General features: G+C 39.2%; 11 protein-coding genes. 2 read left to right on the forward strand and 9 right to left on the reverse strand.

What is annotated here, in order from left to right:
* Positions 1–58 precede the first annotated feature (58 nt).
* The 9 genes from ydhT to EHE21_RS03435 form a co-directional block, all read right to left on the reverse strand.
* A complete protein-coding gene (gene ydhT, locus EHE21_RS03395) occupies positions 59–1,030 on the reverse strand; it encodes a protein YdhT (RefSeq protein ID WP_194951846.1) in 972 nt (323 codons plus the stop codon).
* A 25-nt stretch (positions 1,031–1,055) separates the two neighbouring features.
* Positions 1,056–1,853 carry a thiosulfate reductase cytochrome B subunit gene (phsC, locus tag EHE21_RS03400; RefSeq protein ID WP_194951847.1) on the reverse strand — a complete coding sequence of 266 codons (798 nt, stop codon included), beginning with the start codon at positions 1,851–1,853 and terminating at the stop codon, positions 1,056–1,058.
* Complete coding sequence (locus EHE21_RS03405; RefSeq protein ID WP_088493715.1) at positions 1,850–2,521, reverse strand: 4Fe-4S dicluster domain-containing protein; 672 nt, start codon at positions 2,519–2,521, stop codon at positions 1,850–1,852. The genes phsC and EHE21_RS03405 overlap by 4 nt, the downstream gene beginning before the upstream one ends.
* A 66-nt stretch (positions 2,522–2,587) precedes the next feature.
* On the reverse strand, positions 2,588–3,307 hold the full coding sequence (locus tag EHE21_RS03410; protein ID WP_194951848.1) for a YdhW family putative oxidoreductase system protein: 720 nt from the start codon (positions 3,305–3,307) through the stop codon (positions 2,588–2,590).
* 19 nt (positions 3,308–3,326) lie between these two features.
* Positions 3,327–5,429, reverse strand: coding sequence for an aldehyde ferredoxin oxidoreductase (locus EHE21_RS03415; protein WP_194951849.1), 2,103 nt, complete (start codon positions 5,427–5,429; stop codon positions 3,327–3,329).
* Between the two features lie 52 nt (positions 5,430–5,481).
* Positions 5,482–6,111 (reverse strand): ferredoxin-like protein, encoded by a 630-nt coding sequence (locus EHE21_RS03420; protein WP_006535141.1) that lies wholly within the window; start codon positions 6,109–6,111, stop codon positions 5,482–5,484.
* Positions 6,112–6,724: 613 nt separating this feature from the next.
* Positions 6,725–8,485 carry a gamma-glutamyltransferase gene (ggt, locus tag EHE21_RS03425; protein ID WP_194951850.1) on the reverse strand — a complete coding sequence of 587 codons (1,761 nt, stop codon included), beginning with the start codon at positions 8,483–8,485 and terminating at the stop codon, positions 6,725–6,727.
* 297 nt (positions 8,486–8,782) lie between these two features.
* Positions 8,783–9,385: a peroxiredoxin C gene (locus EHE21_RS03430; RefSeq protein WP_072069413.1), complete on the reverse strand. Its 603-nt coding sequence runs from the start codon at positions 9,383–9,385 to the stop codon at positions 8,783–8,785.
* Positions 9,386–9,947: 562 nt separating this feature from the next.
* A complete protein-coding gene (locus EHE21_RS03435) occupies positions 9,948–10,535 on the reverse strand; it encodes an ACP phosphodiesterase (protein WP_194951851.1) in 588 nt (195 codons plus the stop codon).
* Positions 10,536–10,642: 107 nt separating this feature from the next.
* Between EHE21_RS03435 and queA the strand changes: the two genes are divergently transcribed.
* Positions 10,643–11,716: a tRNA preQ1(34) S-adenosylmethionine ribosyltransferase-isomerase QueA gene (queA, locus tag EHE21_RS03440; protein ID WP_194951852.1), complete on the forward strand. Its 1,074-nt coding sequence runs from the start codon at positions 10,643–10,645 to the stop codon at positions 11,714–11,716.
* 183 nt (positions 11,717–11,899) lie between these two features.
* Complete coding sequence (tgt, locus tag EHE21_RS03445; RefSeq protein ID WP_036911729.1) at positions 11,900–13,042, forward strand: tRNA guanosine(34) transglycosylase Tgt; 1,143 nt, start codon at positions 11,900–11,902, stop codon at positions 13,040–13,042.
* Positions 13,043–13,055: the final 13 nt, after the last annotated feature.

Below are 13,055 nucleotides of genomic sequence, written 5' to 3' on the forward strand. Positions count from 1 at the left end.
TGCAAAAGTAAAAAGGGAAACGAAAGTTTCCCTTTTTTAATAATATATATTTGAAGTATTAATTAACAGAAGTCGAGTTCTGTTTTATATGTGCAACAGGATGCTGATTTTCATCTAAATAGTAATGAACTCCAGCGACGATACCCTCTTCACCTTCATAGAAGATCTTAAAGCGGGTACGATTACCGTCATGATAAGCAATAACTGCACTACCGCCTTTTCCTAAGCAGAACTGATGGATATTACCTGTTGAGATACAAATACTGTTATCACCAGATACCGTGACTTTACAGTTATCGCCTGTATTAATTGCTACGGAGTTATTTCCAGTAACATTGATTTGCGCTAAATCACCCGTGTTGGTGACTTTTGCGCGATCTTGAGAGGCAGTAATAAAATTACGTATACCGCTATTGGCGATATGGACACCATTACCTGACGCATAAATTTTTACATCATTGCCACTATTACAAATGCGAGAGCGTCCACCTAAGCTACCGATACGACACTGATTTCCTGTATTACACACTTTTCCTGCGAAACCAGTATTCATTAATTGGTTACTATAACCGGTGTTGGAAATGCTGTTTTCATCACCAGAAAAAGCCACGATGTTATTATTGCCACACAAAGCGAGATCGGTACTTAGTTGCTGACTTTTTAAGATCAATTGATGCCATTCAGTAGAAAATTGAATATTTTCAGAGGTTGGCAACGTATTGTGATAGGGCAGGCGTTGTAATGTCACGCCTTGCTGTTGTTCATTGCCGAGCAGGAACAAGATGTTTTCCATCACTTCTTGTTCCTGTTTGGCAAAGGATGCTTCACTAAAATGACGTAAATAAATATATTGAATAAAGCTTTCTATCCACTGTGTACGGCGCTGTTTTATTAACTCACTATGAATAGCACTGTAAGTGCCTCCATCAGGAAAATAACGTAAAAACCAACGATAAAGCGAAGTTGAAACATGCAGCTGTCGTAAGTCTTCTTTTGTTAATCTAATATCTTCCTTTGAAGGGACTGACATATAAGCTCCTTAATCCATGTATTAATTAGTGTCTATGGTAACCATCAACCATACTGCGAAATGTTTGGAATGGTGTTTTTCCTGTTGTACACAGATAAAGGTGACCAATGATAAAAAAGACACTACATACAGCTAATATTTGGTGCGCGATTAATAACCAAGCTTTAAACATGACGGCATCAGCAGGAATAAATGCTGGATTTTGAAGTAAAACACCCGTTATCAAAAGCAGTGGAACTAACGCATACATCACACCTAAATAAGCCATTTGTTGTAGTGGATTAAACTTAACATTAGGTGTCGCTGGGAAGGGATGACCTTCTCCTTTGATAATACCGTAGAGATAAAAACGAGTTTGCATAAAGGCGCGTTGAAACCAGTTTTTGCCATCAATGCGGTAAAACTTGCCATTACCACCAACAAGGTTAATAAGAATAAAGGACAACCAGCAAACCAAAAGCAGATAACCACAGATTTCATGCACACTGACTAATAACGCAGTATCGTGGGCTGAAAGTAGGGCGAAATGGTTAATGCCACCACTTAGAAGTAACAGAATAAATAAAGAGGCATTACTCCAGTGCCACAAACGAACAGCTTTAGAGTAAAGATAGAGTTTCTCTTCTTTATGCGATTCACCATGAGGTGTGGCAAAGCGATAACGTAAAAAACCATGCAGTGCGAGAACAAGTAGCATGCCAATAAATAATACGCCCGCAACAATTAGCCAAAGAGGTAAATAGTCAGGTGTATAGATTAAAACATACTCTTTTAGTGCGGCTTGGAACTGAGCACTGTCTGGCATTGTATTGACGATACTCATACTTTACCCTCCTCTTGAACATGAGGCCCTACACGGCGATAGAGATGCGGTTTTCCTACACCATCAAGTTGATAAATATAGTAATCGTGTGTTTTGAGCCATTCTTGAATTTGAGGACTGTCTTCTCTACCAAATAACAAGGCATTTTGTGGACAAGCACTCACACAAATCGGTGGGAAACCTTTTTGTAATCGAGACTCAAGACAAAAGTCACATTTATCAGCAACATGTGTCACAGGGTTAAGATAACGAACTTGGTATGGGCACGCTGATATACAATAGCTACAACCAATACATTTATCTTTATTAACACGAACAATGCCATTGGTCTCATCACGCCAAGAAGCACCCGTAGGGCAAACCGGAATACAAGGGGCATCTTCACATTGCTGGCAAGAGTGTCTAAAGAAATGGTATTTATCGTTGTCTTCTTTGAGGCTTAATGGAATATGAGCGATATCCATTCGTGCCATACCATTGGGTACTTTATTTAATCGACGACATGCAGTGGCGCAGATATTACAGCCATTACAGAGCGTCTCATCGTGGATCATGGCATAGCGGATAGGTTTTTTTTCTGCAGTTGCTGCAAGCGCACTTCCTAGTGGTGCACTGAAAAAAATGACCGATCCCATACCTGCTACAAATTTACGGCGAGAAACACGCATTATTTTTGCTCCTCAGTCTGATGATGTTGTAATACCCACATCGAATTTCGTTGATAAGGCTGAACATTAAGGGTTTTCATGTTGTTCAACCTCAATCCATTCAGTTAAGCCTCGTGCTTTGCCGTAACTCATTAACGTATTGCTAAAGAGATAAGGGGCATCGTTGGATGCTAAAACTTGCTGAATATCCTGAAAATCAGGGTGAGTTTTCATCAGTGTCAGTGCATCTTCAATCTCTGAAGCCGTGTACTTAAAGGGTTCAGACATCAACATGCTTTGTTTCAATGGTCGAGGATAGGTTTCGCATTCAAAACGAACCACACCTGCAATTGCCGTACAAATATCTGCATGGCGGTTTAATAATTGCAGTTGTGCGAAGTTATCTGACATAAATTCATCAGAGTAATAATAATCCTCGCCATTGAGACTTAAATGGGCGATATCAATAAACTCGTCGCTCTTTAACGCGGTTTCTAACTGCGCAATGTCCTCTTCAGTCAGAGAATAGGGCGCATCATACAGCGTTGAAATTGCTAATAGTTCACCTTCTTTTGAACATTGACGTATCGCATTCGCTAGATGTTGTTCGGCAGATAATTCTGCTACTTCTTCCGCAACGGGTTCTTCTGCGATATCTGTTGAGGTGTTAGCACTACGTCCAACACCTGTTTCTGATAGTGGCAGTAACCAACGGCGACGAGAGATATCAGGTTGCTCTAAAGCAATATCTGTATCATCAGCGATATCTTGTGGTATAGAAGCCGATGCATTTTGTTCTATCATCATGATCTCCTTCTTTTACCTATTAACTTGGTAATAAACCACGAGACGCTAAATCGTCTGCAACATCTTGTAATCCAAGGCGAACTAAAGTTTCTTTTGTTGGGCAACCTAACTGTGGATCCCAGCCCATTTCTTCATAGAACATGGTAAGAGAAAGCTGCATATCGACTCTGTCCATTTTGTCTGTGCCTTCAGTAAAGACTGGAATATCAGGATCTTTATCGAATACCCATGAACAGATTTGGTCATGCTCATTACGCATATCCATGGTGTTCATTAATTTAACGGTATAAGCGCGGTGTAAAGTGAAGATACGCTCTGAGGCTAAATCCAGATCTTTAGACGTGGTTGGTTCACCTGTGATAGCGGTAAAGAATTTGGCTTCCATTTCTAAGTCACCACGATAATTACGGCTCTTATGAGGAGAAACCGTCATTGGCCATACCCAGTTACATAAGGTGACCGCATCGTGTAAGCAACTACGTAAAATTGTCCACTTGGTATAAGCAATTTTGGCTTTATTGATTGGTGTATAGTTTTTGGTTTCATCAAAAGCATCACCAGAGCCAAATAGCTCACCTGCAATCTCTTTTTGTAGTTTTAGAGGTAAACCACTACCGATATAGTTGATATGTGTATGTGTCATTGCATCGCGGTTAAACATACAGTTAACGATAGAACCCACTTGAGCCGATGCTTCATTCGCGTGGTGAATTGGGAAGCCCATTGGTGACCAGAGTTTATTTTTCTTATCAGCCCAATACTCTTCACCTAAATTCCAGCGTTGTGCAATTAGGTAAGAGCCATCAGCAAGGTGGCTAAATTCACCTTTGCGATGCGCTAAACGATAGTAGAACTCTTTGATAAATTCAGGGTTACCTTCTTCCAGCTTATCCCATGGGATTTCATTGTATTCGGCTTCTGGTAATACACGTTTAAAGACACCGTGGGTATAACAATACGTGAAGTCGCGATGAAGCTGACCGTAGTTACACCAAAGCCCCATATCATCAAAAATATTCAGACCCACTAAGTTACCAACAACGTTACCATCCCCTTTTTTCTCAACATCCTTAGGGCCATTAGGGAAAATGGTTGTGTGAACGAAGTTAGCAACACAAGTGTTACCACCTGTTTGTGGCACACCAAATTTTTTTGCTTGTGGAACATTGAGTTGAGCCATACAACGGATAGGGCAAGAGTGACAACCACCCATTTTCACGGTGTATTCTTCTGCTTCTGGACCTAAGTCAAAGGTTGATTTCATTGTTCTGAAACCAACAGTATTGATATCACCTGGAGGGATTTCACCTGTTTCAATTGGGCCACCTTCAGCTGCTCCCCAATACAGACCTTTACGTGCAGTCCAACGAGAGCCTGGGTGTGAATATTCTGCCCATGATTGTGGTGTACTTGGTACAACGTGGTTGTTATTAGAGCCAATCAGTTGTGTCATCATATAGTCGTTAAGTTCTTTTAACGCTTTTCGGTCAGCAACGTTAACCCCACGGCTACCTTCGACAACAATGGCTTTTAATTTTTTAGAACCTAAAACTGCACCAACACCAGCGCCACCACTGTGGTTACGGCTATTAATAATGCCAGATAAAGGTACGAGGTTTTCACCAGCAGGACCAATGGTAGCAACACAAGCTTCAGGACTTGTTTGAGCACATAACTCTTCTGTGGTTTGACGAACACCTTTCCCCCATAAGAAGGAGGCATCTTCAATAGAAACTTGGTCATCATCAATATGGATCCAAACAGGCTTATCTGATTTACCTTCAATAATCAGAGAGTCATAGCCTGCAAACTTCATCCATGCTGCAAAAAATCCACCCATATGAGCATCAACGACAAGATTGCCACGAGTAAAGGTGGAAAGAGAGGTGATATTGACGCGAGAGCTACAAGGTGCGCCCGATCCAGTTAAAGGCCCTACAGCGAAGACAACTTTGTTTTCTTCATCAAAAGGTTTAACGCCGGGAGCAACCTCTTCGTACATAATTTTGTAGCCAAAGCCCATACCACCAATCAAAAATTTATATTTGCTTGAGCTTTCACGAGTGATGGCACCGGTAGTTAAGTTGATTCTTAGAATATTTCCAGTCCAGCCGTTAGTCATAATATTGCTTCCTAATCTAAATGTGGTTCAGTGATGTGATTGTCTGGATTTATTAAACAGTAATTTCTTTCCATTCAATGATTTGCAGAGCACCTGTTGGGCACGCTGATGCACACTCACCACATAAATTACATTTGCCGGATTTTTTAGTTTGTGGATTGACAGTTGCCATCATCCACGGACAAGCTGTTGTACAGGCGGCACAACCAATACAACGACGTGTATCAACGACAATACAACCAAACTCTTCTTGATAACGGATAGCTTTTACTGGGCAGACCTTCATACATTCAGGATCTTTACATTGGCGGCATGTATCTGTTGTAAAGTTTAAATCGCCATAAAGTCCACCACCGGAGCCAATGCCTTTATCACCAAAATAAAAATGACGATGGATTTTGGTGCGTGAGAAGAAGGAACCTACGCTTCCATCATTCCATGTTGTACATGCTGTTTCGCAGCGGTGGCATCCTGTGCAACGCGCTCTATTTGTGACTAAAACACCTTTAGGTGTTGTGGTTAATTGAATTATTCCGCTATCTATTTCTTCTTGCTTACAACCTAAAAGAGAAAGTAATGCGGGTGCTATTGTGATCCCTGCAAGACCTTTACCGGATATTCGCAGAAACTCTAGTCTTGATAGCCCAATATCTAATATTGGACGATGATGTGTATCAGACATTAATATTTATCTCCGCTTAACTAATTTATATAAGAAATAAGTTGTGACGATAAATTCTTTATTTATCCGCTTGCTTTACCGTTATATAAAAAATATAATAACGGTATCGTTAGAAGATATATTATAAGATTCAACTATTTTTATGATAAAAATACACTGTGATGAAATGTTAAATATTTGTATTTACAATGTGTTATCTCCACTTTTTTGCATATTTTTATTATCCTCTTTGATAGTGTGGGTATTAAAAAATTTATACTGTGACAATTATCATAGAAATAAAAATAATCAGTGCTATTAATTTAGTTTAATTAAATGATTATTGTTTTTATCTGTAATTAAGAAAGAGAATAAATACCATTCATATATATTCTGTTATTGAAATTAAATTAAAGGTGATTTGCTCTTATATTCTATCTAATATTATTGTTTTAATAATAATTTGATATTCAATATTAAATATATATCTAATCAAAAATAGATATTGATTATTATTAATAGAATTAAATATGAATAAATTGTAAAACCATGACTAGATCATTTTTATAAAAAAAGAAACCTTATCTAATAGAGAGAAGGTTTCTTTTGTTTGTTTTATTCGATGGCTTTATTGCTAGTAACCTACGGCTTTACCTGCTGGGCGACGAACATCATTTGATCCATAAAGATAACCTTCACGTACTGCACCAGAAACAGCGGAATCATTACCTGATGATGCTGGGATCACACCTTCTTCTCCTGGGAGTCCGACCATAATAAGTTCAGCCGCTCCCCATGGAGTCTGTTCTACCATTTTATATCCCATGGCAGAGAGTTTTTCTAAAGTGTCTTTTGATAATCCTCGTTGCTCATAATAAACCTCATCCGGTAACCATTGATGGTGAATACGGGGGCTATTAACCGCTTCTTGCGGTGGCATACCAAATTCAATAATATTCAGTGCTGTTTGTAAGGTAATTGAGATAATGCGAGAACCTCCCGGTGATCCTAAAATAAGGAAAGGTTTACCTTCCTTAGTCACAATCGTTGGGCTCATTGATGATAATGGGCGTTTTAATGGTGCAATACTATTACGCTCACCTTGTACTAAACCATATAGGTTTTTTTCGCCGACTTTGGTTGTAAAATCATCCATCTCGTTGTTGAGGAAAAATCCAGTTCCCGGTGCGATGACTACAGCACCAAAACGACCATTTATAGTATAAGTGGTTGAAACAGCGTTATCATTTTTATCTATAACTGAGTAGTGCGTTGTTTCAGGGCTTTCATGAGGAGCGATACCGGGTTGTACATTTTCTGATGGCGTGGCTTCATTCGGTTTGATTTGTTGGCGTATTTCTGTGGCATAAGCTTTATTTAATAACTTTTCCGTAGGGTTTTTAATAAATTGGGGATCACCAAGAAACGTATTTCTGTCCATATAAGCATGACGCATTGCTTCTGTTAAAGTATGAACATATTCAGCTGAATTAAAGCCCATCGATTTAAGATCGTAACCTTCTAAAATATTTAGCGTTTGGCAGATAGTGACTCCACCTGAGCTTGGAGGCGGTGCAGAAATAAACTCATAACCTCGGTAAGTACAGGTGATAGGTTTGGTTTCTGTAATAGTAAAATTAGCAAAATCTTCTTGAGTTAACAGGCCATTATGTTGTTTCGAAGCTTCTTCAACTTTTTTAGGGATCTCTCCTTGGTAAAATGCATCAGAACCTTGGCTTGCGATGAGTTCCAATGTATTAGCTAAATCAGTCTGAATTAGGCGATCACCGGGTTGCCATGGTGTTCCATCTGGTTTTAAGAAAATTTTTGCAGACTCAGGATCTTGTTTAAAACGCTCTGTTGTCGTTTCTAACACATCAGTATCAGCGCGGGTTAAAATATATCCCTCTCTTGCAAGCTTAATTGCAGGCGCCATGACATCTTGGCGTGAAAGCGTACCGTATTTCTCTAATGCTGAATTCAACCCTTTTACTGTGCCGGGTACTCCTGAAGCAAGATAACCATATAGGCTGGCATCTTTAATCAAATTTCCATCTTTATCTAAATACATATTCTTAGAAGCAGAAGAGGGAGCCGTTTCCCTAAAATTGATAAAAGTATTTGTGCCATCAGCAAGGTGTATAGTCATAAAACCACCGCCACCAATATTACCACAGCAAGCATTTACGACAGCTTGTGCATAACCGACGGCAACGGCAGCATCAATCGCGTTACCCCCTTTTTGTAATATGTCATTCCCGACTTGAGATGCGAGGTGTTGAGAGGAGACAACCATACCGTGTTGTGCTTCAACAGCGGGTTCATAGGCTGCATAAAGTGAATGTGAGAAAAGGGTAGTGAGTAATAGCAGGTGAGTTTTTTTTATCGTAATCATTATTATCTCCATTAATAACAGGGAGTTATTTTGAATAGATACAAATATAGAGTTTTACGCTGTTATTAATATGAATTAACAATTGCGTAACAATAAGTATAGAGAGAGGTTATTGGTGATGAGAATTTTTTTTGATGTGATGATCACAAAATTATCTTTAAGCAGATAAACAATAAGCTTATGTATAACTAATAATAGTAATAAATAGAGTTGATAAAAAATGAAAAGATAAGTGCGGAATAAATAAAAAAAGCCTGTTTTCACAGGCTTTTAAAAATGCGTCAGCTTACTGAGCTATTACAGTTTGCCAGAGTTTGCTTTCAGGTATTTAGCAACGCCGTCTGGAGATGCGCCCATACCTTCTTGACCTTTTTCCCACTGTGCAGGACAAACTTCGCCGTGCTCTTCGTGGAATTGCAGTGCATCAACCATACGGATCATTTCGTCGATATTACGACCTAAAGGCAGATCGTTAACGACTTGGTGACGAACAACGCCTTCTTTGTCAATCAGGAATGAACCACGCAGCGCAACGCCTGCTTCTGGATGTTCGATGCCGTAAGCTTTGATAATGTCGTGTTTGATATCAGCAACCATTGGGTATTTAACTTCACCAATACCGCCATCATCAATTGGAGTTTTACGCCATGCGTTATGAACGAATTCTGAGTCCATAGAAACGCCGATGATTTCAACACCACGTTTTTTGAATTCTTCAAAACGGTGATCGAATGCAATCAGCTCTGAAGGGCAAACGAAAGTGAAATCCATTGGCCAGAAGAAAATAACGGCAGGTTTGCCTTTGATAAATGAATGCAGGTTGAAATCATTAACAATCTCACCATTACCTAAAACGGCAGCAGCTGTGAAATCAGGGGCTTTGCGAGTAACCAGAACCATAATGTACTCCTGTAAATTGAAAGAGTTTATACTCGTCATATTTCAAGTTGTAGCGTTGTTGACTGCGTTCATTCGCACTAGTCACATACTTTTGTATGCTCCTAGCGACTCATTCACTTGTCGCCTAGCTACACCTCGAACTATTTAGAGTAAATTCAGAGTGTATACCCTGTTTATACTCGTCATATTTCAAGTTGTAGCGTTGTTGACTGCGTTTATTCGCACTTGTCGCCTAGCTACACCTCAAACTATTTAGAGCAAATTCAGGGTGTATACCCTGTTTTTAAATGATGCATACAGCATAAATAATCAATCGCTATTGATAAAGTCAAACAGAACAATCTATTTGATAGATTATAGCTATCAGCTTAATACAATAAAGTAGGATTATTTATGACTCCTTGTATAACGATTCATTCTAATCAACTTTGGAAATGAATACTATGCTTGTTAACAAATCGTTACGAATAATATGATAAATTGACTCAACATCTCTTTGATATATCAAATGTAATTCGACAATATGACAAAAAGATGAAACTCAAAATGGCAGTTAAATGTATCAGTCATCAAGTTGGTGATGCTGTGCTCTTTCTAGCAATTGTGGATAAAACTGCCAAAAAATCTCACTTAATTCATCGTAATGTGTTTCGAGTACGATATAAGAGCCCGCAAGTGCGCTTAATCGTGGTCTTCTTCTCGCCATTCCTTTCAATGTTTGAGCAATATATGCCTTGTCAGCATAACGAATTAACCAAGATTGTGACCATAGATATTCGTTGAGCTCTTGGAATTTTTCAGGCGTTTGCCATAAATCTGGTTCAATAATATTTCGAGTCTCGATGACAAATTCAGTCAACGGTATATTTGGTTCGAATTTTGACCAATTTAAAGAAAGAAAATGATCCCAAAAAACATCTAAGGTAATCGGTGAAACTCGGCGATATTCATCAGGAAATAAAAGGCGAGCTTGTTTGACTAATGGGTGAGTATCAGTGAGTACATCAATACGTCTATGCATACGAATGCCCTCAATAACAGCTTGGCTGTAATCAGAGCTAGGTGCGCCTTTGACGTAATCTGCCATCATATTGCCTAATAGAGAGCTTTTTGCCCTAAAGGCCAGATGTAAGTGAGCAAGATAATTCATCTCATCATCATAGCGCTTTTTGAATAAAAAAGGGCTTCTTTGTTGCACTGATAAGCTGGCAGCACTAGACTAGTCCGCCTGTTTTTTATGAAAGTAGTCGTTTAATTATGCGTGTATCAGACTTTACATTTGAATTGCCAGAAGCCTTGATTGCTCACTATCCTCAACCCCAACGCAGTGGTTGTCGTTTGCTCTCTTTAGAAGGTGAGACTGGTGCTTTATCACACGGTATTTTTACCGATGTGTTAGATAAAATAAATGCCGGTGATCTACTGGTTTTTAATAATACTCGCGTGATCCCTGCGCGTATTTATGGCCGTAAAGCGTCAGGCGGTAAAATCGAAGTGTTAGTTGAGCGTATGCTTGATGAACATCGTGTGCTTGCCCATGTTAGAGCCTCTAAATCACCAAAAGAAGGCGCTGCACTTGTGCTAGGGGAAGATGAAAGTGTACAAGCAACTATGGTTGCGCGTCATGATACACTTTTTGAAATTCGCTTTGATGATGAAAGAGATGTTCTCACCATCTTAAATAGCATTGGTCATATGCCTTTACCTCCTTATATTGATCGCCCAGATGAAGAGTCTGATAAAGAACTTTATCAAACGGTCTATAATGAGCGTCCGGGCGCTGTCGCCGCACCTACTGCGGGATTACATTTTGATGAACCATTACTTCAAGCCTTAAAAGAAAAAGGTGTGGAGATGGCATTTGTTACACTGCATGTTGGTGCTGGTACTTTCCAACCCGTGCGTGTTGATAACATCGAAGAGCACACAATGCATTCTGAATACGCAGAAGTACCACAAGAGGTGGTTGATGCTGTATTAGCGTGTAAAGCGCGTGGTAATCGAGTAATTGCAGTGGGTACAACCTCTGTTCGTTCTTTAGAAAGTGCTGCGAAAGCAACAAAAGATGCGTTAATTGCACCTTTCTTCGATGATACCCAAATTTTTATTTATCCGGGTTATCAATATCAAATTATTGATGCATTGATTACGAATTTCCATTTGCCTGAATCAACTTTAATCATGCTGGTTTCTGCTTTTGCAGGGTATAAAAATACCATGAATGCATATAAAGAAGCTGTTGAGCAAGAGTATCGTTTTTTCAGTTATGGTGATGCGATGTTTATTACTCGTAATCCTTTAGCTATCAATGAAAAAGTAGGACAAGAATAAAGATTTATTATTCTTTTTAACGTTTTTCTTCGTTTTATGAATTGTTATTTCGATTTTATTGCTTAATCCCTTTGACTAAGCACGAGTTTTTGTTGAAGTAACATATACAGCCGTCTAACAAATGATTAGAATGTGCTGTTTTTTATTGCGCATTGGACTGTTTTTCTGATGCTTGGAGGATAAGTGAAATACGAATTAGACAAAACCGACGGTAATGCTCGTCGCGGTCGCCTTATTTTTGAACGTGGTGTTGTTGAAACACCTGCATTTATGCCTGTGGGTACTTACGGCACAGTAAAAGGAATGACACCTGAAGAAGTAAAAGCTACAGGTGCACAAATTCTTTTAGGTAACACCTTCCACTTATGGTTACGCCCTGGTCAAGAAATCATGAAATTGCATGGTGATTTACATGATTTTATGCAATGGCAAGGTCCTATTTTAACGGATTCAGGTGGTTTCCAAGTCTTTAGTTTAGGCGCAATGCGTAAAATTAAAGAAGAGGGGGTTCACTTCCGTAATCCTATTAATGGCGAAAAGATTTTCTTAAGCCCAGAAAAATCAATGGAAATCCAATACGATTTGGGTTCTGACATTGTGATGATTTTTGATGAGTGTACGCCATATCCTTCAGATTGGGATTATGCAAAAAACTCAATGGAGATGTCATTACGTTGGGCTAAACGTAGTCGTGCGCGCTTTGATGAACTCAATAACAAAAATTCATTATTCGGTATTATTCAAGGCGGTGTTTACGAAGATTTACGTGATATCTCTGTAAAAGGGCTAGTCGAAATTGGTTTTGACGGTTACGCTGTCGGCGGCCTTGCGGTCGGTGAGCCTAAAGAAGATATGCACCGTATTTTAGAGCATGTCTGCCCTCAAATTCCTGCGAATAAACCGCGTTATTTAATGGGTGTTGGCAAACCAGAAGATTTAGTTGAAGGTGTTCGTCGTGGTATTGATATGTTTGACTGTGTCATGCCAACACGAAATGCACGAAATGGCCATCTGTTTGTAACCGATGGTGTCATTAAAATTCGTAATGCGAAACATCGCTCTGATACATCAACACTTGATGAACATTGTGACTGCTATACCTGTAAAAATTATAGCCGTGCTTATTTACATCATCTTGATCGTTGTAACGAAATTTTAGGTGCAAGGCTGAACACTATTCACAACTTACGTTATTATCAACGTTTGATGGCTGAAATTCGTCAGTCTATTGAAGACTCACGTTTTGAAGAGTTTGTACACGAATTCTACGAACGTATCGGAAAACCCGTCCCACCGCTAAATGGCAGTGCGACTAAGTGTGAATAATGTATACGAGAAA

It is taken from the genome of Proteus sp. GOKU, from assembly GCF_015475555.1.
GTDB classification, from domain to species: Bacteria; Pseudomonadota; Gammaproteobacteria; order Enterobacterales; family Enterobacteriaceae; genus Proteus; species Proteus mirabilis_B.

Bases quoted from the DNA above. Each gene is read 5' to 3' on its own strand.
- ydhT (WP_194951846.1), bottom strand. From the start codon at position 1,030: ATGTCAGTCCCTTCAAAGGAAGATATTAGATTAACAAAAGAAGACTTA.
- phsC (WP_194951847.1), bottom strand. From the start codon at position 1,853: ATGAGTATCGTCAATACAATGCCAGACAGTGCTCAGTTCCAAGCCGCA.
- EHE21_RS03405 (WP_088493715.1), bottom strand. From the start codon at position 2,521: ATGCGTGTTTCTCGCCGTAAATTTGTAGCAGGTATGGGATCGGTCATT.
- EHE21_RS03410 (WP_194951848.1), bottom strand. From the start codon at position 3,307: ATGATGATAGAACAAAATGCATCGGCTTCTATACCACAAGATATCGCT.
- EHE21_RS03415 (WP_194951849.1), bottom strand. From the start codon at position 5,429: ATGACTAACGGCTGGACTGGAAATATTCTAAGAATCAACTTAACTACC.
- EHE21_RS03420 (WP_006535141.1), bottom strand. From the start codon at position 6,111: ATGTCTGATACACATCATCGTCCAATATTAGATATTGGGCTATCAAGA.
- ggt (WP_194951850.1), bottom strand. From the start codon at position 8,485: ATGATTACGATAAAAAAAACTCACCTGCTATTACTCACTACCCTTTTC.
- EHE21_RS03430 (WP_072069413.1), bottom strand. From the start codon at position 9,385: ATGGTTCTGGTTACTCGCAAAGCCCCTGATTTCACAGCTGCTGCCGTT.
- EHE21_RS03435 (WP_194951851.1), bottom strand. From the start codon at position 10,535: ATGAATTATCTTGCTCACTTACATCTGGCCTTTAGGGCAAAAAGCTCT.
- queA (WP_194951852.1), top strand. From the start codon at position 10,643: ATGCGTGTATCAGACTTTACATTTGAATTGCCAGAAGCCTTGATTGCT.